The 20,442-nt window shown below is 53.7% G+C and carries 18 protein-coding genes; 13 read left to right on the top strand and 5 right to left on the bottom strand.

Annotated features, from left to right (window positions below):
* Position 1: 1 nt before the first annotated feature.
* The 7 genes from PsAD26_RS25370 to PsAD26_RS25340 all read left to right on the top strand — a co-directional run bounded on the left by PsAD26_RS25370 (position 2) and on the right by PsAD26_RS25340 (position 7,426).
* Positions 2-1,066 carry a flagellar motor switch protein FliG gene (locus PsAD26_RS25370; RefSeq protein WP_057463631.1) on the top strand — a complete coding sequence of 355 codons (1,065 nt, stop codon included), beginning with the start codon at positions 2-4 and terminating at the stop codon, positions 1,064-1,066.
* A 36-nt stretch (positions 1,067-1,102) separates the two neighbouring features.
* Positions 1,103-1,783 carry a FliH/SctL family protein gene (locus PsAD26_RS25365; protein ID WP_063312608.1) on the top strand — a complete coding sequence of 227 codons (681 nt, stop codon included), beginning with the start codon at positions 1,103-1,105 and terminating at the stop codon, positions 1,781-1,783.
* A gap of 81 nt (positions 1,784-1,864) precedes the next feature.
* Positions 1,865-2,182 (top strand): flagellar motor switch protein FliN, encoded by a 318-nt coding sequence (fliN, locus tag PsAD26_RS25360; protein ID WP_063298377.1) that lies wholly within the window; start codon positions 1,865-1,867, stop codon positions 2,180-2,182.
* A gap of 31 nt (positions 2,183-2,213) precedes the next feature.
* Entirely contained in the window at positions 2,214-3,587 is a 1,374-nt protein-coding gene (locus tag PsAD26_RS25355; protein WP_063312607.1) for a sigma-54 dependent transcriptional regulator, read from the top strand.
* Between the two features lie 19 nt (positions 3,588-3,606).
* The gene (gene flhA, locus PsAD26_RS25350; protein ID WP_063312606.1) at positions 3,607-5,781 is read left to right on the top strand and encodes a flagellar biosynthesis protein FlhA; all 2,175 of its coding nucleotides are present in this window, start codon (positions 3,607-3,609) and stop codon (positions 5,779-5,781) included.
* A 94-nt stretch (positions 5,782-5,875) separates the two neighbouring features.
* A complete protein-coding gene (locus PsAD26_RS25345; RefSeq protein ID WP_063312605.1) occupies positions 5,876-6,484 on the top strand; it encodes a GNAT family N-acetyltransferase in 609 nt (202 codons plus the stop codon).
* Between the two features lie 312 nt (positions 6,485-6,796).
* Positions 6,797-7,426: a hypothetical protein gene (locus tag PsAD26_RS25340; protein WP_063312604.1), complete on the top strand. Its 630-nt coding sequence runs from the start codon at positions 6,797-6,799 to the stop codon at positions 7,424-7,426.
* Positions 7,427-7,516: 90 nt separating this feature from the next.
* Here the strand turns inward: PsAD26_RS25340 and PsAD26_RS25335 are convergent, their stop codons facing one another.
* Complete coding sequence (locus PsAD26_RS25335; RefSeq protein ID WP_084403831.1) at positions 7,517-8,452, bottom strand: metallophosphoesterase; 936 nt, start codon at positions 8,450-8,452, stop codon at positions 7,517-7,519.
* A 505-nt stretch (positions 8,453-8,957) separates the two neighbouring features.
* On the opposite strand from PsAD26_RS25335, the gene PsAD26_RS25330 reads away from it, so the two are divergent.
* On the top strand, positions 8,958-9,383 hold the full coding sequence (locus tag PsAD26_RS25330; RefSeq protein ID WP_206600040.1) for an NUDIX domain-containing protein: 426 nt from the start codon (positions 8,958-8,960) through the stop codon (positions 9,381-9,383).
* A gap of 323 nt (positions 9,384-9,706) precedes the next feature.
* Positions 9,707-10,282, top strand: a complete 576-nt coding sequence (locus PsAD26_RS25325) for an N-acetyltransferase (protein WP_063312602.1) — start codon at positions 9,707-9,709, stop codon at positions 10,280-10,282.
* Between the two features lie 59 nt (positions 10,283-10,341).
* Here the strand turns inward: PsAD26_RS25325 and PsAD26_RS25320 are convergent, their stop codons facing one another.
* From PsAD26_RS25320 to PsAD26_RS25305, 4 genes are read right to left on the bottom strand one after another with little or no spacing between them, the layout of a single operon-like run.
* Entirely contained in the window at positions 10,342-12,426 is a 2,085-nt protein-coding gene (locus tag PsAD26_RS25320; protein WP_063312601.1) for a hypothetical protein, read from the bottom strand.
* Between the two features lie 37 nt (positions 12,427-12,463).
* Positions 12,464-15,271 (bottom strand): DUF4159 domain-containing protein, encoded by a 2,808-nt coding sequence (locus tag PsAD26_RS25315; protein WP_208985851.1) that lies wholly within the window; start codon positions 15,269-15,271, stop codon positions 12,464-12,466.
* The gene (locus tag PsAD26_RS25310) at positions 15,268-16,194 is read right to left on the bottom strand and encodes a DUF58 domain-containing protein (protein ID WP_063312600.1); all 927 of its coding nucleotides are present in this window, start codon (positions 16,192-16,194) and stop codon (positions 15,268-15,270) included. The genes PsAD26_RS25315 and PsAD26_RS25310 overlap by 4 nt, the downstream gene beginning before the upstream one ends.
* 22 nt (positions 16,195-16,216) lie before the next feature.
* Positions 16,217-17,230 (bottom strand): MoxR family ATPase, encoded by a 1,014-nt coding sequence (locus tag PsAD26_RS25305; protein ID WP_063312599.1) that lies wholly within the window; start codon positions 17,228-17,230, stop codon positions 16,217-16,219.
* 505 nt (positions 17,231-17,735) lie between these two features.
* On the opposite strand from PsAD26_RS25305, the gene PsAD26_RS25300 reads away from it, so the two are divergent.
* The 4 genes from PsAD26_RS25300 to PsAD26_RS25285 are packed head-to-tail and all read left to right on the top strand — an operon-like array spanning position 17,736 to position 20,442.
* Positions 17,736-18,305, top strand: coding sequence for a DUF1285 domain-containing protein (locus PsAD26_RS25300; RefSeq protein WP_244278337.1), 570 nt, complete (start codon positions 17,736-17,738; stop codon positions 18,303-18,305).
* Between the two features lie 27 nt (positions 18,306-18,332).
* Positions 18,333-18,953: a CoA pyrophosphatase gene (locus PsAD26_RS25295; protein WP_084403830.1), complete on the top strand. Its 621-nt coding sequence runs from the start codon at positions 18,333-18,335 to the stop codon at positions 18,951-18,953.
* Positions 18,953-19,225 carry a DUF6111 family protein gene (locus PsAD26_RS25290; protein ID WP_208985850.1) on the top strand — a complete coding sequence of 91 codons (273 nt, stop codon included), beginning with the start codon at positions 18,953-18,955 and terminating at the stop codon, positions 19,223-19,225. The genes PsAD26_RS25295 and PsAD26_RS25290 overlap by 1 nt, the downstream gene beginning before the upstream one ends.
* Positions 19,222-20,442 (top strand): CCA tRNA nucleotidyltransferase, encoded by a 1,221-nt coding sequence (locus PsAD26_RS25285; protein WP_063312595.1) that lies wholly within the window; start codon positions 19,222-19,224, stop codon positions 20,440-20,442. The genes PsAD26_RS25290 and PsAD26_RS25285 overlap by 4 nt, the downstream gene beginning before the upstream one ends.

The following is a 20,442-nucleotide window of genomic DNA, read 5'->3' as shown; positions in this document are numbered from 1 at the left end:
GATGAGTGAGGAGATACAGCCGCAGGAATCGACAGCGCAAGCCTTATCAGTCTCATCCGGAATAGCTGAACGAGAGCTTGGAGGAGCAGAGCGCGCAGCCGTTCTGCTCTTGGCGCTTGGGCAGGAGTATGGGAAGGCCATTTGGGCTGGGTTGGATGAAATTGAAGTGCGTCAGGTTTCTAGTGCAATGGCGAGCTTGGGTCCTGTTACGCCGACCATGCTTGAAGAGCTGTTTGTTGACTTCCTGAAGCGACTTTCCACCCGTGGTGCGTTGAACGGAAACGTGGATGTTACAGAGCGCCTGCTGAACTCTTTCCTGCCAACTGATCGTGTTGCGATCATTATGGAGGAAATTCGAGGTCCTGCAGGTCGGAACATGTGGGAGAAGCTTTCCAACGTTCCTGAAAACGTTCTGGCAAACTATCTGAAGAATGAGTATCCGCAGACCATTGCAGTGGTTCTTTCCAAAATTCAGAGTGACCATGCGGCTCGGGTTCTTGCGCTGCTGAATGAAGAGCTGGCGCTGGATGTGGTGAACCGCATGTTGCGCATGGAGTCTATCCAGAAGGATATTCTGGAGAAGGTTGAGCAGACATTGCGGGTCGAGTTTATGTCGAACCTGTCTCAGACCAGCCGTCGTGATAGCCACGAGATGATGGCCGACATATTCAATAATTTCGACAGGCAGACCGAAGGCCGCTTTTTGGCAGCATTGGAAGAAGATAGCCGCGAGTCTGCAGAGCGTATCCGCAATTTGATGTTCACCTTCGAGGACTTGTTGAAACTAGATTCCGCTGCCTGTCAGACCTTGCTTCGCAATGTTGAGAAGGATCAGTTGGCCATGGCTCTCAAAGGAGCTTCTGAAACTGCTGTTGTGTTCTTTACCGCCAACATGTCATCGCGTGCAGCAAAGATGCTTCAGGAAGACATGGAAGGTATGGGACCAGTTCGATTGCACGATGTAGATGAGGCGCAAAGCTCACTTGTACTGAAGGCGAAAGATTTGGCAGCCACTGGTGAAATCAGCATTAACAAGAAGAAAGGAGAGGAAGAGTTTGTCTACTAATCGTTCCTTTTCTTCGCGATCACTGGAGGCTCGCTGATGGTTACTGTGATGCCTCAAGGTGCTGTGCGGCGACGCTTTTTGTTTGATACTAAATCGATCGATGAAGCTGAGGCCGCTGCAACAGTCGAAGACGCCCCTCCGCTGGAGCCTACTATTACAGTTGCTGAGCACAAGAAGCTTTTAAAAGCTGCTGAAGAGGCTGCGTTTGTTCGTGGTGAGATGCAGGCCCGGCAGGCCATTGCCGAGCAGCAGAAGTTGAGTGCGCAGGAAGAACTGGTGGTGTTGCGAGAGCGACTTGAAGTTGCTCTGGGTGATCTTGAAAGCCAGATCCGTGCTCAAGAGCAGAACCTGGTTTCTATGTGTTTTCTGATTGCGCGTCGTCTTTGCAGCCACCTTATTGCGCGTGAGCCGCTTGCTGAAGTTGTGGCATTGCTTGCTGAATGTTTGGCTCCTTTGCGCAAGATCCCTCAGATTTTGATTGAGGTGCCGACAGAAGATACGCATGCGCTGGAAGACATGGTTGATGGTCTGGTTCTGAACAGCAGCTTTGAGGGCAAGGTGCATGTTGTGAAGTCCGAGAGCATGTCGCGTGGCGATTGCCGGATTGAATGGCCGGATGGTGGAATTATTCGTGATCGTCGCAAGACGGTTGAGCATATTGAACAAGTCATAAAATCCCATTTCGACGCCCGTGAGCGGGCCAGTCGAGCGGCGTGATTTTAGTTTTTGCCTATGACCGTGCTGGCTATGGCCGGTGCGGGATCAGAAAGGTTGATTATGAGCAGTGATGAACAGGGAATGGTGCTGGACCAACACCAGAGTACCCAGCGCGCTGGTGGCCTGGATGAAGAAGGTGCAGGCGGCATTAAGGCAGCTGAGGATTTGGAAGCTGTTTTTGATGTTCCTGTCCAACTGGCTGCTGTGCTTGGGCATACAAAGATGAAGGTTTCCGACCTTTTGCATTTGGATACCGGGATGGTTATGGAACTCGACCGGAAAGTGGGTGAGGCCATCGACGTTTACGTGAATAACAGGCTAATCGCGCGCGGAGAAGTTGTGCTCGTGGAAGATAAGCTTGGTGTCACCATGACTGAAATTATCAAGGCGGATAAGTGATTGTCATGGGGCGTAATGGAAAGGAACTGACATGCGGCTCTTGATCGTTGGGACCCTTGGCGGTCAGCTGACGACCGCAACCAAGATCGCGATGGAGCGGGGGGCCTCTGTTACCCATGCACCTGGCGTTCCTGAGGCCATGAAAGTCTTGCGCTCTGGTCAGGGTGCGGATCTTCTGATGGTGGATGTCAATGAAGATATCGGTCAGCTGGTAGAACTGACAGAACGCGAGCGTATCCATGTGCCACTCGTTGCGTGCGGGTTGGGAACGGATGCGCGCGCGGCTGTGTCTGCCATTCGGGCTGGAGCAAAGGAATACATTCCGCTGCCTCCTGATCCGGAGCTGATTGCTGCTGTACTGGCTGCTGTTACAGAAGAGCGCGAAGATCTGATCTACCGCGACGCGGCCATGGCAAGCGTGATCAAGTTGGCGGAGCAGGTGGCTCCTTCTGATGCATCGGTTCTGATTACGGGTGAGTCCGGGTCTGGTAAGGAAGTGATTTCCCGCTTCCTGCACGCTAAGTCCAGTCGTGCTGATAAGGCGTTTATCTCCATCAACTGTGCTGCAATCCCTGAGCATCTTCTTGAATCTGAGCTTTTCGGCCACGAGAAGGGTGCTTTTACCGGAGCTGTTGCGCGCCGTGTTGGTAAGTTTGAGGAAGCCAATGGTGGCACCTTGATGCTTGACGAGATTTCCGAAATGGATGTTCGTCTGCAAGCCAAGTTGTTGCGCGCTATTCAGGAGCGGGTGATTGACCGTGTTGGCGGTAGTCGTCCGGTTCCCGTTGATATTCGCATCATTGCGACATCCAACCGTGATTTGGCTGAGGAAGTGCGCAATGGCGGCTTCCGCGAGGATTTGCTGTACCGTCTGAACGTGGTGAACCTGAAGCTGCCAGCGCTTCGGGAACGTCCTGCTGACATTCTGGAGCTGGCAAGCCACTTCATTGAAATTTATGCCAAGGCGAATGGTACCAAGGCACTGCCGGTTTCTCAGGAGGGCCGACAGCTTCTGTTGGCCAACCAATGGAAAGGAAATGTACGCGAGTTGGAAAACACCATGCACCGCGCTGTTCTTCTTTCCTCTGGTAGCGAGATTGATGCAGACGCTATTCGCATGCCGGATGGATCTCCAATTGCCATGGGGGCTGGACAGCAAACGGCTTCGCGCGCGGCCCATGCAGCTGAAGCTGTCTCGCGCGATATGGTCGGGCGTACTGTTGCTGATGTGGAGCGTGATCTCATTTTGGATACGCTGGATCATTGTCTGGGGAACCGTACGCATGCTGCAAAGATCCTTGGCATTTCGATCCGCACGCTTCGCAACAAGTTGAATCTTTACACCAAAGAAGGTGTTGAGGTTCCAGGGCCAGGCGAAGCACGCGCTGGCACTGCAGACGCATAAGAACGGATAGGGCGCGGCGATGTCTGAAGAGACAAATACAAAAGCGGCTCAAGGAGGAAGCGACAGCGCTCCTTCTGCTGCTCGCGTGCCCGGACTAGGTACAGCTGGTAGTTCAGCCTTTTTCCAAGACCTTTGGGGCGCCATAAAGCAAGGCGACCTTGGGCTTGCTGCAGGTGTGATGGTCATCCTTGTGATGCTCATTGTTCCGATGCCTGCGATGCTGCTGGATATGTTCCTCGCGATTTCGATCATCTTTTCAGTGATGATCCTGATGGTGGGGCTATTCATTCAAAAACCGCTGGAATTTTCCGCATTTCCGACTGTGTTGTTGATTGCGACCATGTTGCGACTGTCGTTGAATATGGCGTCGACGCGACTGATTTTGGCGCATGGACATGAAGGAGCCGACGCAGCCGGCAATGTGATTGCAGCGTTCGGCAGCTTTGTGATGGGCGGTAATTTCGTGATCGGGATTATCGTCTTTGCAATCCTTGTGATTGTGAATTTTATCGTTATTACAAAGGGTTCTGGGCGTATTGCTGAGGTTTCTGCCCGCTTTACGCTGGATGCAATGCCCGGTAAGCAGATGGCGATTGATGCGGATCTGGGTGCCGGTCTGATTGATGAGGAGACTGCACGGACCCGTCGTAAAGAGCTGGAATCTGAATCCACCTTCTTCGGCTCCATGGATGGTGCCTCCAAGTTTGTGCGAGGTGATGCGGTTGCCGGTCTGATGATCACGTTCATCAACGTGATTGGCGGTATTGTTATCGGTGTGATGCAGCAGAACCTGACGTTCGCTCAAGCTGCCGAAAACTATACGCTGCTGACGATTGGTGATGGTCTGGTCTCTCAGATCCCCGCGCTGATCGTTTCCACCGCTGCGGGTATTCTTGTTTCTAAAGCGGGCGTTGAGGGTGCTGCCGATAAGGCCCTTGTCCGGCAGTTTACCGGTTACCCAAAAGCGCTTGGCATGTCTGCCTTTGTGATGGTCGTGCTGTCCTTTTTGCCGGGTATGCCAATGTTGCCGTTCCTGGCATTGGCGGGTGCTGCTGGTTATCTGGCGCGCCAAGCAAGTAAGAAGCATGCTCGCGAAAAAGCGGTGGAAGTGGCTGCAAAAGTTGAAGCCGAAGTGCCGGATGAACCGCAGGAAGCGCCGATTTCCGACAGCTTGAAAATGGATGTGTTGCGGATTGAGCTTGGCTATGCGCTGCTGCCAATCATTAATGGGCGCAATAAGCAGGAAACGGATCAGGTTACCGAGCAGATAAAAGCGCTGCGTCGTCAGATTGCCTCTGATATGGGCGTGATCATGCCGTCTGTGCGCATCCTTGATAACATTCAACTTGGCGCGAATGACTACATGATCAAGGTGAAGGAAGTGGACGCAGGTGGCGGGTCCCTGTTCCCGAACCAGTTTATGGTGATGGATCCTGCTGGTGGGCAGGTTCGCCTGCCGGGGACACATACCACTGAGCCGACATTTGGTTTGCCTGCGACCTGGGTGGAAGCGCAGTATCGTGAAGAAGCCAATCTGCTTGGGTATACGGTGGTTGACCCGGCAACGGTTATTTCTACGCACCTGACGGAGACCATCAAATCTCATATCTCCGAGCTGCTCACATATGCAGATGTTCAGGTTCTGTTGAAGAAGTTGGATGAAGAGCAATCCAAGCTGGTGGAAGATATTGTTCCGACCCAGATTTCTATCTCTGGTATTCAGCGTGTGCTGCAGGCTCTGCTGGAAGAGCGCATTTCCATTCGTGATCTGGGAACAATTCTGGAAGGGATTGCGGAAGCGATTGGTTCAACGCGGAACCCGAATGCCATTGCGGAGCATGTTCGTACTCGTCTGGCACGCCAAATCTGCTCTGCCAATCAGGCGCCCGGTGGTTATCTGCCTTTGATCAGTCTGAGCCCTGTATGGGAGTCTGCATTCCTTGAAAGCATCATTGGGGATGGAGATGATCGTCAGTTGGCTATGGCACCTTCCAAGCTGCAGGAGTTCGTTGGTTTGGTTCGTGATGCTTATGATGCGGCGGCTAATCAGGGTGAAGTCCCTGTGTTGTTATGCTCAGCTCAATCACGTCCATTCGTGCGGTCCATTGTTGAGCGGTTTAGAGCGCATACGTTTGTTATGAGCCAGAACGAAGTTCACCCGCGTGCGCGCCTGAAAACAGTGGCAAGCATATAGGATCTCAAGTGTTTCGTGAGATTGGGACACTTGCGGCCTTTCTTGCTTCCAGTTACCCAGAGTGAATTGTTTCTTCCGAATTTGAGAGAGCGAGATGGCGCATATTCAACTGGATCTTGATGGATACACAGACTTACCAGACGGCAAAGTCGCGACTGTGGTGACGCATCTGGAGATGTTGGAGAAGCCCGCTCTCAAGCCGATTGAGCGGCCTGACCTTACGCTGGAACGCGCTGTAAAGATCGACTGCGCGGAATATCGAGCCCTCTTTAAACGTGTGGGCGAGCCATGGCTTTGGTTTGGTCGTTTGGTGATGAATGATACAGAGCTGGAAGCGACACTGAGCAAGCGGACAAATGAGTTCTACTGGGCTGTGAAGGACGGCAAGCCTGTTGGTATGCTTGAGCTGGATGTCGCCAAGGAAGACGAAGTCACACTGAGCTATTTCGGGCTTGTGCCAGAAGCTGTTGGCGGTGGGGCTGGTCGTTGGCTGATGAACCATGCGATCAGCAAGGCTTTTTCACGCCCTGAGGTGAAGCGCTTCTGGTTACACACATGCACAGGGGATAGCCCACAGGCACTGCAGTTTTACCTCCGCAGTGGCTTTAAGCCCTTCAAGCGGTCCATTGAGGTTGCTGATGATCCGCGTCTGAATGAGATTCTTGATCGATCCTGCGCTCCTCACATTCCTTTTTTGCCATAGGGCAGAGCAGGTTGATGGGCTGGACCTTTCGGTTCGCTTGGTAGACGCGTACATGCTTGCATTGGTTTTCTCACCTAACCTTGGGGTTGTGCGGCAGAAACCCCTCAGGGTTGGTGTTGGAAAAGTGGCCCAAAACGGGACAGTTAATGAGGTTTCATTAGAGTTTTATCTAGGATGTGTTAGTTTCCTTTTACCATGTACCTTTGATTAATCGTGGACGATGTGTGAGGGCTGCACGCAAATCGATTGGTTGTACGTAGGTTGAGGGGCGGTTGAGACGGGGTGTGTTCAACCGGATATTCGGGAGCTGCCATGTCAGAGCTACATGACAACGTTGTGCCTCATGAGAAGGTGCGGTCGCTGAGAGATAGTATTCGCAAAGTGCGCGTTGCGGAGATGGAACGGACAGACGTTGTTGTGAGCCTTCAGGAGAGCGAGAAAGCACGCCTTGAACTGCTCAGCGAAGAGCTGATTGATGTGTTCAAGGAAGTCCCTGAAGACGATGACCAGTTTGCCTTCCAGATTGTTCCCGGTACCCAGCCTCGCCTATGGATCGACATGACCAGTCATGTGTTGATGGGCCGTGACCGCCACTCCTATCGCTTTGTAAAGGAGACCCGTCTGGGACGGATGGTCTTGCTTGAGACTGCTGATATTGATGATATGGCGGACTGCATCACCGAATATATTGCCGAACGGATTATCGAGAAGGAGCGTGCGCTGGAAGCAGACTGGATGCTCAACCGTATTCGTCAGCAGGATGTTCCAACTGGTAAAGGGCTGGATCAGCTTAAGCAGGAGAATGCGCGTAAAGCTGTTACAGTCAAGCGTAATAAGGCGCGTGACTTCTTTATTCTGATTTGCGGGCTTTTATTGGGAACTGTTATCGGGGCAGCAGGGCTTGTTGCGCTGGCTCTTTATGCCAACCCATTTGCGGGTTAAGCGCCTTCTTTGAGAGAGGCACCAGAATGCCTCTCTATTTTCACGCGTAATCTTGATCTGAAAGCAGGACCCATTTCTAGCATGCAGGCTCTACGCTGCCTGCCTTAAACTGGGTATGGACAGGTCGTGCTGTGCGATGTGATGCACGCCTTCTTCTGCCGTCGTAAAACCGCGTTCTTCCATAATGCATGACCAGCCATCGCCATCTTTTTCAATGGTGAAGAGGTTGTAGCGAGCGGGTGGCTTATGGCCACTCAGGCCATTTGATGCGGATGGAACGCAAATCACCGGCACCGGACCTTCTGGTCCGTTGATTTCCATGCGGGTTGCCCGGTGGGTGTGGCCATGGAGAACCAACTCTGCGCCATGTTCTGCAATGACATTACGGAAGCGGCTGGAGCCTACAAGGCGCTTGTACCACGCTGTGGCGTTGCGCACAGGCGGATGGTGCAACATGACAACACGGAAGTCTCCACGCTCTTTTGCGCGTCGCAACTGGTCTGCCAGCTCGCGCAGCTGATTGCTGCTGATGTGGCCGGTTGCCATGAAAGGGCCGGTGGCTTTGGCAGTGGAGAGGCCTATAATCGTGACGTTGCCTCGTCTGCGTGCAAACGGGAAGTGCGGATCAGATCCCAGAGGTGGTGTCAGCCCCAAGCCCGGATCGCTTTGCATATATGGGCGCCAAGCGCCATAGGCTTGCTTTAAAGCGCCAGGGACATAGGCATCATGATTGCCTGGTGTCAGGGATAAAGTCTCGGGAGAGCCAACGGTTGCGAGCCAGTCTTTGGCTCCAGCAACCTCTTTGGGCAGTGCGATATTGACCAAGTCTCCGCAAAGCGCGATATGATCGGGCTGTTGCGCGTGGATATCGCGGATCAGCGCATCAAGATAAGAGTTGGTCATTGCATGGGCGCGGTTGCGCCGCCAATTTATGTAGCCAAGAATACGCTTCGAGACCAACTGGACTGGCTGAACGTCCGGCAATGGACCCAGATGTGGGTCAGATATGTGTACAAGCTTAAACATAGCCTGCGCATCATCGCTGCATTGCGCCTGAGGTCAAGGAGTTTTCCTTAATTCTGGGAATTACCCTCAAGCGCCTTTAACAGATCGGCAACGCTACCTTCCAATTTGCCTTAAAGGCAAGAAGATGGACGCAAAACAGCAGTGTCGTGGGTGTTTGCAGAATTAACTGCTGGTGCCCAATGGAAGCGTTTTGTACGACGGAAACGAGCGAGAACTTTAGTAAGCATGACGTGTTACTCCTGCGATCTGGGAAACGCGGATTGGGTGTCTATTATAAGTAGGTGATGGGGCCGCCCTGATTAATTTTTGGGCGTATGCTTATTCTTTGATCTCTTTCTACGCCTATCCTGTGGGTTGTGTAGTGTTAGTTTTGCAAGGGTGGTATGCACTTTTTGCATGAATGATATTTCAGAATATAGTGCTGTTATATCAGTGTTTTATATTGATTGTGAGGCCAGACGTGGCAAGCTTTAAGACGCGAATTATCAATATACTGGTGCAATCGATGGCTCTTTTGAGTCGTGGAATGACGATGGGTGCGCGCGTCGCGGCATTTGATGCTGAAAACCGAGTCCTTCTCGTACGTCATCAATATCTGCCGGGCTGGTATTTTCCTGGTGGAGGTGTCGATTCTGGGGAGACGATGGCGGAGGCAGCTCGCAGGGAACTGGCGGAAGAAACAGGATATGGATGTGGACCAGATGTGAGGTTGCTTTCTATGCATCTTAACCGTGGTGGAACAGGTCGGGACCATGTCGGCTTCTTCAAGGTGAACCTGACTGAGCAAGATCCAAACTGGAAAAGACCGGCTCTGGAAATCTCAGATCTACAGCTGTTTGCGTTGGATGCTTTGCCTGATGATGTGAGCCCGGCGACGCTGCGTCGTCTGCAGGAAATCGCGGGGGAAGCTGAGCCTGATCCCTATTGGTAGTTGTTTTTCAAGGACCTACATGAAAGTGGCCTACAACTAACGAATACGCATCTGCACTTAGTTTTGTGCTTTACGACAGAAAATTTGCGTGTTAGTTAGTCAGATGAAATTATATTTCGTGTGCGCTGGCATGCGATGAACCGAGAAATTGGGGTACGGGCCTTATGGCTATCTGCTGGGAACAGCGACGACGAATGAACGCGCGGGACTTGCTCTCGCGTGGCGCATCGTGCCGTCCTTCTCTCAGTGTGCTCTCAACATCGGTCTAACTGCCCGAGCCACACGGATCGACGGTCTTCCTCCTTCGATTTGTGGTATGTGACATGATAGTTTCAAAATGGCTGGTGCGGCAGGAAACCCCAGCAGATTTCTCCGAGATTGAGCAGATGCAAGCAGAGGCGTTTGGCCCTGCGCGATTTGAGCGGACGGCGTTCAAGATCCGTGAAGGCGTTCAACAAGCTTCTCAGTTATGTTTTGTTGGAGAGCTGAACGGCGAGATTGCCGGGTCTGTGAAACTCACTCCCATCATGATTGGCAATAGTCAGAGCATGTTGCTGGGGCCGTTGACCGTGAAAGCTGCCTATAAAGGGCAAGGGCTGGGTCGTCTTCTGCTGACGACAGTTGCGGCTGAGGCCAAAGCGCAGGACGTTCAATCCATCCTGCTGGTTGGTGATCATCCTTATTATGGGCCTCACGGTTATGAGCAGGTGCCTCATGGCCAGATCACTTTGCCGGGACCTGTTGATCCGGACCGGTTGCTTGTTTTGAAGTTGCAAGGTGGGCAGATGCCGACTGGCACTGTGGTTGGTGGCTATGTGAAGCCTGCGTTGGTCGCCACAAAGCAGAGCGATAGCCAGCTGGTTGACGTAATGCAGGGCTCGCTGGCAATGGCGACATGAAAGGCTGAGCAGGAGAATTAGATCATCCTGTAGATTACTTTTCCGTCTAAGATGCTTTTCTATCGTCCTTCGCGGTACCAGGTGAAGGACAACAGCCCTAACAGCAAGGCGAGGCCGAGGAAGCCGATGAGAAGCGGATAGCGGTCTATGCCATTCAAGATGCTGGCATCTGTTCGTTTGATGCCGATCCAGCCATTCCCATGATATTGAGCGGATGAACGTTGTGCGATGACATTGGGTAGCGATAGGGATGCACCGTCGTCGTCGCCGATCCGCAAAGCTGTCCCGCCTGTCTGTTCAGTGATGCCGGACAGTTTGTCTGCGGTGGAGACCACCTCGAGAAACTCTTTCGGATTTGGCGGGCCGACGTTGATCAGTGCGGTGTGCGCACCATCAGTTGCTGAATAGAGGCCGAGTTCATCTGCTTTGACGGATGCGGTCCAGTGTCCTGACGTATCCTTTATCAGTTCCAGCTGTTCTGTTTTGCCAGAGGGAGTTGTGAGGGTGACCGGATCAACCAGATTTGCAAGGGTTTGTCGTTCTGTTAGCAGATTTGAACCGCGCAAAGACAAGCGAAGGGCTTCTTCTTCAAGATCGGGTTCTTTCATGAGCCAATGCGCTAGCCTACGCAGAAGAGGGACGTGTGGGCCTCCACCTTCATATCCTCTTGCCCAGAGCCAGACATGATCAGAGAGCAGGGCGGCAACGCGGCCTTTGCCGACGCGGCTGAGGACGAGCAGAGGCTTGTCGCCCAGCGCAGTCATGATGGGCTGACCTTCTTGCACATTTGCGCCGACGAGGCGGAACCATTTGCTCCACTGTGGCGGGCTTTCGCCTGCTCCAGGTAAGTCGCGTGTTACGGGATGGCGGAGGCCGAGCTCTGAGACATTGGCAAAGAAGGGTTCTTCAAAGACCTCACCAGTTGGAGATGCTGGAAGCACACGGCCCAGCGGTGTTCGGAAGATGCTGTTGGCTTCTGCATAGTCAGGGCCACCTGCAATGAGGACTGCACCGCCGTCACTGACGTATCGTGCGATGTTGTCGAAGTAGAGCAGGGGCAGGACACCGCGGCGTTCGTAGCGGTCGAAGATGATGAGGTCGAACTCGTCGATTTTGACAGAGAACAGCTCACGGGTTGGAAAAGCGATCAGAGACAGCTGGTTGATTGGGGTTCCGTCCTGCTTTTCCGGTGGGCGCAGAATAGTGAAGTGGACGAGGTCCACGGAGGCATCTGATTTGAGCAAGTTGCGCCATGTGCGCTCGCCTGCATGAGGAGAGCCGGAAACCAGCAGGACGCGAAGATTTTCGCGGACGCCATCAATGGTGACGAGTGCGCGGTTGTTCAGCGGTGTCAGCTCGCCATCGAGTGCTTCCACCTCAAACTCATAGATATTCTGGCCACCGTGTTCGATCTCAACAGCGATCTCAGCTGGATAGCCTGAAGCGATAAACTGTTTGGACAGGATATCGCCATTGCGGCGCACTATGATTTCAGCGCGATTGCCGAACGGCTGCGGGGTTCCTTCCTCAATCAACTCCAGCTGGACAACCTGTGTTGAGCCGACCAGACCAAAGCGTGGGGCTTTGGCGACTTTCAAGCGGCGGTCAAACTCGCCTTCACGGCCTGTGATGAGTGCATGGACCGGAGCGGAGAAGCCGAGTTTTTCAGCTGTGACTGGCACATCGTGTATCTGACCATCGGTGATCACGATGGCTCCAGCTATTCTTTCTGGTGGGACGTCTGCCAGCTCATTGGAAATTGCGGTGAAGGCGCGGGTGCCATCGCCGCTTTCCATGGAAGTATCATTGAGGGAAACCTGGCGCAAATCAATGCCATCGAGGGCTTTAAGCTGATTGACGATACCCTCTCGGGCAGCCTCGGTCAGCTCTGCACGGTTTTCCAGTTGCTGGCTTTGACTGTTGTCGGAGACGACGACGACAGTACTGGGCAGATACTCCCGATCCTCTCGTAAGACTGCTGGGTTGAGCAGGGCCAGAACCAGCAAAGCCAAGGCGGCGGAACGGACCAGAGCACCGCGCATACCGACGAAGAGGAGGTAGGCACAGACCAGAGCTATGATCACTCCAAGCGCGATAATTGCCGGAAGGGGCAAAAGCGGGTCGATGGAAAGAGACCATGTCATGTGTGTAGCTGTGCTCCGCGTCTTGTTTACTGGCTTACTATTGGCCGATACGTTCCAGCAGGGCAGGGATGTGAACCTGATCTGCCTTGTAGTTGCCTGTCATGGTGTACATGAGGATGTTGATGCCTACACGCGCCGCCATCTCACGCTGATTTCCGTCTGCGGGAATGGTTGGATAGAGATAGTTCCCTTCCGTATCGATGGCCCATGCTGCGGCGAAGTCATTGCCACTGATCATGATGGGCGAAACGCCATCGCCTGCACGCACGGGGCGGCTGCCGTCAGAGGTGGTTGCGCTGGCCTGTACCCACATGGGGCTTTGTTTGTAGCGGCCCGGGAAGTTATCCAGAATGTAGAAGGTTTTGGTCAGTACATGATCTTGCGGAACAGGTTCCAGACTAGGGATGTCCAATCCGCGTAAGAGCTGCTGAAGCTTCAGCTTGTTTGGTGAGTTTGAGCCGGTTCCAAATGCATCTCTGGTATCAAACAGGATTGTGCCGCCATTACGCATGTAAGCGCTGATCCGTGATATGGCTTCTGGGCTTGGCATCTGCATGCCTGCATCAATGGGCCAATAGATGATTGGGAAGAAGGCCAGCTCGTGGTTTTGCAGGTCCAGACCAATTGGAGCTTCAGGTTCTAATGCAGTTCTGTCTGTGAGCAATCTGGTGAGTCCGAACAGTCCGGAACGGCTGATTTCGTCCACCTCTGGCACGCCTGTTAGCACATAAGCAAGGCGTGTATCTAATGAGGCGTCAAGGGCGAACTGTTCTGCGTTGTCTTGTGCCCGTGATTTATCCGCGCCTGTCAAGCTCAGGCTGGAGGTGATGAGCAGCAGAATGGCAGCGTGCGTGAACTGGCGGCGGCGCAGTTTGCCGGAGAGCCAGAGAAGCGCGAGGGTGTCCAGCAAGGCAAGCAGGATTGCGATGGAGAAGAACCAACCACGAAGGTCCAGCGGTTTTTCTGAGGGGTAGTCGAGTATCTTTGCCATGGACAGAGGCTTCAGATCGAGTGGGATCAGGTTGTCCTCATCTTCCATGAGGTTGAGTGCGCGGGCTGCATCGTCGGTGCCGTAGAGACCCGGGGGGGTGTTGCGGCCCGGGTGAGTGGTTGCAAAATCGCGCTCCAGAATAGGTTTATGATTGGCAGAGGGCGGCGTGAGTTTGCCATAGCCATCCAGCATTTTAAGCAGAGGCAGGGCAGATGCAGATGTTGTTCCCTCTTCGTCATCCGGATTGAAAACCGCGGTTGATGAGATGCTTGTGATAGCCCTCAGCATATCCACAAATCCACCGGAAAGAGGCAGGTTGGACCACTTGGTATCAGGTGTCACATGGAATAGGACAATGGTTCCGTTGCCATGTTTCTTAGCTGTGACGAGAGGTGTTCCGTCTTCCAGAGAAGCCCATGTTCTTTCAGGTAGGTCAGCAGTCGGCTCTGCAAGCACCTGGCGATTGACTGTGACGTCTTTGGGCAAGCTGATTGAGCGGAACGGGCTGTTTTCAGAAAAGGATTTGAGTGCCTGTGGCTCTTTCCAAGAGAGAGACCCACCCAGTTTACGGTCACCCAGTCGGAGGGCAACCGGGATGAGCGAATCTTGCTTCTCCGGGAGTTGCGGGCCAGCGAAGCGTATCAGTGTGCCGCCTTTGGAGACCCAGCTGGCAATGTCTGCCTCTGTGGTTTTGGGCAGGGTGCCGACTTCGGCAAGGACCAGAACGGAGATGCCTTTGTCAAAGTAGTCGGAAATGGCCGTGGTGATGTCTGTACTTTTTGCTGGTGGAAGGTCTGCGAAAGGGGCCAGCGCGCGTTCCAGATAATAAAGTGGTGAGAGTAAAGGCTGAGAGCGGTCGGCAAAACCGCCGGCGAAAAGGCCAACCTTACGGCGCCGCCATTGTTCATCTACGAGTACAGTGCTGCCAGCGCTGGCCTTGCCTAAAATGGAGAGCTTAGTGATGTCGTTGCGTAGCTCTGATGGCAGTTCCAATGAAATTTCGGCGGCGCTTTGACCAGCTTTCATTTCGATGGTTTGTTCTGCAATAGCCCGTTGCTTGCGATCAAAGGCTCGGACCGTCAGTGTCTCAGCCAGTGGTGCAGGATGGCGGAGGACTGTGGTGGTCATGGCGCCAGCGGTGTTTTGTAACTGTTTGAGCGCGTAGACCGGGGTGTCGGAGCGATAAATGAGGAATGAGCTTTCGCGCACGTCTGAGGCTCTGGCAATGCTGGCCAATCCCCGTGCAAAGCTTGTGGTGGATGGTTCTTCTAAGGGAGAGGAGAACCACAAAATTGCACCGGGAGCGTTCTGTTCTGCTTGCTTTTGCAGGGCTGGAATGAGCTCTGACCGGGCAGCTTGCCAGCCTTGAGGCGTTAGGGCGCGAAGTTGGTCGGCAACCTCCTGCGCACTGGAAAGGCGCATGGGCTGAGCTGGGCCATCTGCGGTGGTGACCAGCATGACGGTTCTGTTGTTCTGCGCTGCGCCGTCAACCATCAGCTCTGCCATGCGGATTTGGCGATCCCAATCTGCTGAGGCATCCCAGCCATTGTCGACAATGAGCCAGAGTGGGCCTGTTTTAGGCTCTGCAATATCCAGCGGTTTCCAGACAGGGCCAGCCATGGCGATGATCAAGACTGCTGCCAGCATGAGGCGCAGCAGGATCAACCACCACGGGGTGTGCTGCGGGGTTTCCTCTTTATTGCGAAGAGAAAGTAAGAGACGCAGAGGCGGGAATTTGACGTGTGCTGGCTGTGGAGGCGTGGTGCGGAGCAGCCACCAGAGAACGGGAAGAGCGGCAAGAGCGGTGAGAACCCACGGTGCTGCAAACCCGATTGGGAGAAGAGAGCCCATCATTGATGATCTCCTCTCATTTTGTGTTGTGGTGCGTCTGCCAGACGAGAATGAAGCAACATTAACGGCTCGACCGCTGGGCGGTCTGTGTGGTGCAACGTATAGCTCCAGCCGAATTTACGGGCGAGAGAGTTGATCTGGTCTTTATGCGCAGCGAGGCGATGCAAGTATTCTTGTTGCCAAGTTTGCGCGCGACCTGCCTTAAGTTGCTCTCCATTCTCTGGGTCTTCGAACTGGGTAGGGCCAGTGAAGGGAAAGGTTTCTTCAATCGGGTCCAGCAGTTGAATGAGATGACCCTTGGCGCCTGTGCCGGCGATGTTGGACATCCACTCTTCCAGCTTTTCCGGCGGGTCGAGCAGGTCAGAGAAGAGCACAATCTCTGAGAAGCGGCGGATTCCTTCAGGGTTGGGTAGTGTTGCCTCTGGGTTTTCGTGGGCCAGAGTTTCGGCGATGGTTTGCACCCCATTTCTGCTGGCAAGTGGTCTTGTCAGACCAGCCAGACCGACACGTTCCCCTGCTTCATTCAGAGCATAGGTTAGCGCCAGCATGAGCAGCAAAGCGCGGTCGCGTTTGGAGGCGGTGGCTTGTCTGCTCTGGAAACGCATGGAGGCGGAGAGGTCTGCCCAGACCCAGATGGTTTGGGCTGCTTCCCATTCGCGCTCACGCACATACAAGTTGTCGTCGCGAGCAGAGCGGCGCCAGTCAACTTGCTGGGCGGCTTCACCAGAGAGGAAAGGGCGGAATTGCCAGAAGGTTTCGCCGGGGCCTGCGCGACGGCGTCCATGCCAGCCTGCGGTGACATTGGCTGCAATGCGCCTCGCCTCAACCAGCAGCGCTGGCAGGGTATCAGCAAGGGATTGCGCTTCGCCCGTTAAGCCGAAGATGTTTTCCTGTCTGTCTTGAGGAGCGGTCCTCGAAGATAACATATGCGATCCTGTCGGCTTGTTGTTAGGCGATGCGTTCTTTTATGTCTTTGAGCAGTTGTGGAATGGTCTTTCCGTCGGCTCTGGCGGCAAAGGTGAGCGCCATGCGGTGTTGCAGCACAGGTTCTGCCAGTGCCATGACATCATCAACGCTTGGAGACAGGCGCCCGTCCGCTAATGCGCGAGCGCGAACAGTCAACATGAGTGCCTGACTGGCGCGCGGACCGGGACCCCATGCGATATAGGGCGTGAGGTCTTCAAAGCCATCGGCTTCGCCGGGGCGGGCTGCTCTGACCAGTTTCAAGATGGCGTCCATAACGGTTTCACCCACCGGAATGTGACGCACGAGTTGTTGCATCTCGCGCAGCTCTTCAAGTTGCAGCACCTGTTTGGATTTGGCTTCCGTTGCACCTGTGGTTTCGAGCAGAATACGGCGCTCTGCATCCATGTCCGGATAATGGACATCAATCTGCATGAGGAAACGGTCGAGCTGGGCTTCCGGCAGAGGGTAGGTGCCTTCCTGTTCAAGCGGGTTCTGAGTGGCCAGTACGTGGAAGGGGGCAGGCAGGTCGTGGTGATGGCCTGCGATTGTAACATGGTATTCCTGCATGGATTGCAGGAGAGCGGATTGTGTTCGCGGGCTGGCGCGGTTGATCTCGTCTGCCATCAACAGCTGGGCGAAGACCGGGCCGGGAATGAAGCGGAAGGAACGCTTGCCGTCCGGGGCTTCCTCCATCACTTCTGAACCCAGAATATCAGAGGGCATCAGGTCTGGTGTGAACTGGATACGGCTGGAATCGAGGCCGAGCACTGTTCCCAGAGTTTCCACCAGTTTGGTTTTTGCAAGACCGGGAACGCCGACCAGCAGGCCGTGCCCGCCGGAGAGAATCGTCACCAATGTGCGTTCGACAACGCTTTCCTGACCAAATATGGAACGGGCGATTTCCTCTTTTGCCTGTCGGATTTTCTCACAAGCCGCCTCTGTACGTGCGACTATATCCTCTGGTTTGGGGGGCATGCCTGTCATATTGGTGTTCATCGCTGCTCTCTTTTCGTCGCGCGTTGCAACCCTGCCTAGCTCACCTTTGCATCATACTCGGTTTTAAAAAAGGCGATCCCTAGCAAATTTATAGGCCTGTACTTTTCAGCAATAGGCTGACTATGCAGGCAGAAGTGCAATGCAAGGCGCGAAAGCCAGTTTCAAAATGTTTTGATATGATCGGGGTCAGAGCATCCCTGGGTTATAGTTTGGTTGGCTCTACCCTAACGGCATTTCTGTGAACAGATAGTGAGTCTGAGGGCTGAGAATCTGTTAGCCCCTGAGAATTGAGAGCATTGCGTGCTGAGTTGAGGGCGCCAATGACGTTTCTATCTTGCAGCCTTGGTGCTTATCGCAAAGGTATAACTTGGCGCGGGCTTTGGGGGAGGGTAGCGTTAGAGCTTGCGTGACACCATATTACCCCAATAGTGGTGTGTTCCGATGTATTGGTAGAATGACCGTGGTGAGCGAACTTAAAGAAAAGAGCATTCCGGAAATCAAAGAGATGCCCAAAGGGCTTCAGGCTTTGATTTCGCGTGCAGGACAGTCCAAGAGCCTGCCTCCCATCCATCTTTGGAATCCGGAGTTCTGTGGTGATCTGGATATGCAGATCAAACGGGATGGATCCTGGTATTACATGGGCACGCCCATTCTGCGTGAGGCTCTGGTGCATCTGTTTTCGACTGTGTTGAAGCAGGAAGAAGATGGGAAGTACTATCTTGTAACGCCAGTTGAGAAGATTGGTCTAACTGTTGAAGATGCCCCGTTTGTAGGCGTGGAGATGGATATTCACCAGCAGGATGGCGAGCAGGTGATTACCATCCGGACCAATTGCGGTGACGTTGTTGAAGCAGGGCCCGATAACCCGATCCGGTTTGTGCAGAGGCAAGAAGATGGTGGGCTGAAGCCTTACATCCTTGTGCGTGATCGGCTGGAAGCATTGTTTGCGCGGACACTGGTTCATGAACTCGCACCGCATTTGCAAGAGCGTGAAGGCGAAGGCGGACGGGTTGTTGGCATTGAAAGCCATGGTGCATTCTTTGTGGTGGATACGGTCCAGAACCTTGGATTTTAGGAAGAGACATTAGGACGGCGTATTATCTTGTCTGAGTTTACAGCAGAGAATTTCAGGTCTCGGGTGATGGATCGGCTGACCGACCAAGCCTATGAACCTGCAGGAGATCATATCCTTAATCCGGATCTTCCTGATTATGGTGAGGATCTGGAGCAGGTGCGGGATGCTGCTGTTCTGATCGGTATTGTTGACCGGGGGACAGAGGCGTCCATTCTTTTAACCCAGCGTACCGCGCACTTGCGTTCTCATGCAGGGCAGATTGCGTTTCCTGGTGGCAAAATTGATGAGGATGATGACGGGCCTGTGGGTGCAGCCTTGCGAGAGGCGCATGAAGAAGTTGGCTTGGAATCTGACTTAGTAGAGATTTTGGGTGATCTTGGCGATTACTACACGGGCTCCGGGTATCGGGTCGTGCCGGTTCTTGCAACAGTCAAACCTCCGTTGATCCTCTCTCCCAATCCGGCAGAGGTGGATGAAGTATTTGAAGTGCCTTTGTCTTTTCTGATGAACCCTGAGAACCACCAGAAAAAAAGCGGAGAATTCAGAGGCAAAACGCGTTACTATTATGCCATGCCGTTTGAGCAGCGTTACATATGGGGTGTCACCGCTGGCATCCTGCGCGTGCTTTACAATAGGGTTTATGCCTGATGATACGAATGCTCCTGACACATGGGTTGTTGTTCTTTGTTCCTTTTATCGCCTACGCGGTGTGGGTGATGGTGGTACGCAAGGCAAAGAAAGACAAGCGATTTCGCGATGGCCCGATGTTGTGGTTGAGCATTACCGGAATAGCTCTTGTCATCGCCAGCCTGGTACTGCTTGCAGAAAACAGCCGCGCACCTCTTGGCTCGCAATACAGACCAGCGCAGGTGGTGGATGGTGAGTTTGTTCCAGGTGGATACGAGACACCTCAGAAATGACCAGATTACAACAGAGCGGCTGGCTGGACAGTGCTGCTGTTCAGCGGGCTTTTGACGTTCTGGAACAAGACGGTGATGTTGCGCGTGCAGTTGGTGGGACTGTGCGCAATTCCCTACTTGGTGAAGTGGTGGATGATGTTGATATCGCCTGCACTGCCTTGCCGGATGTGGTGCTTGCCAGAGCGGAAGCTGCTGGTGTCAAAGCCATCCCAACTGGTGTTGACCATGGAACGGTGACGCTGGTTATTGATCGCCAGCCGATTGAAGTGACCTGCCTGCGTGAGGATATTGAAACGCACGGACGCCATGCAACAGTTAAGTTTGGGCGGGATTGGACGAAAGACGCGCAGCGCCGTGATTTCACAATGAATGCGCTTTATGTTGACCGTCATGGTGAACTGTTTGATCCGCTGGGCGGTCTGGACGACTGCCTCAACCGGCATCTGCGCTTTATTGGAGATGCGCGTGCGCGTATTCGTGAGGATTATCTGCGCATCCTACGGTTCTTCCGGTTCTTCGCGACTTATGGGCAAGGGGAGATCAATGCGGATGGGTATGCTGCCTGTGTTGAACTGAAAGACGGTCTTTCTCACCTTTCCAAGGAGCGTATCACTAAGGAAGTGCTGAGAACGTTGTCTGCACCGCGTGCTCTCGGTTCTTTGCTTCTGATGGAGCAGGGCGGAATCTTGCAACTCATTTTGGGTGGAGAGGCTAAGAGCTCTCGCCTGGCGCGTCTTTTGGACCTTGAGGATTTGCCTGAGACAGCTCTCCAGCCAGTGTTGCGGCTTGGTGGTGTTGCGGGGCCGAAGGTTGCTGAGCTTCTGCGCCTTTCTAATGCGCAGAAGAAGCAGATTGAGGTTGCTGCTGATATTGCAGAAGCCTTGCGTTTACACGGGCAGAGCAAGCAGCAGTTGAAAGCGTTGTTGGTTGCTCACGGTACAGATGCTGTTGTTGATGGTGTTTTGACTGCCTGGATGAGCGACATCGTGCAGAGTGAGGCGGAGCTGAAAGAGCTGTTGGCCTTTGCGCAGAACTGGGTGATACCGAATTTTCCGCTGACTGGTAAAATGATGCTTGCTGGCGGTATTCCAGCCGGACCTGATATGGGCAAGGCGATGCGGCTGGCACAGCAGATCTGGGCTGATGCGGATTATCAGCAATCTGCTGAGAGTTTACTGGAGCAGGTGAAAGTGCTGCTGGCTGATGAGGTGAAGTGA

It is taken from the genome of Pseudovibrio sp. Ad26 (assembly GCF_001623285.1).
GTDB lineage: Bacteria > Pseudomonadota > Alphaproteobacteria > Rhizobiales > Stappiaceae > Pseudovibrio > Pseudovibrio ascidiaceicola.
This window is presented reverse-complemented; position numbering and strand designations above follow the sequence as displayed.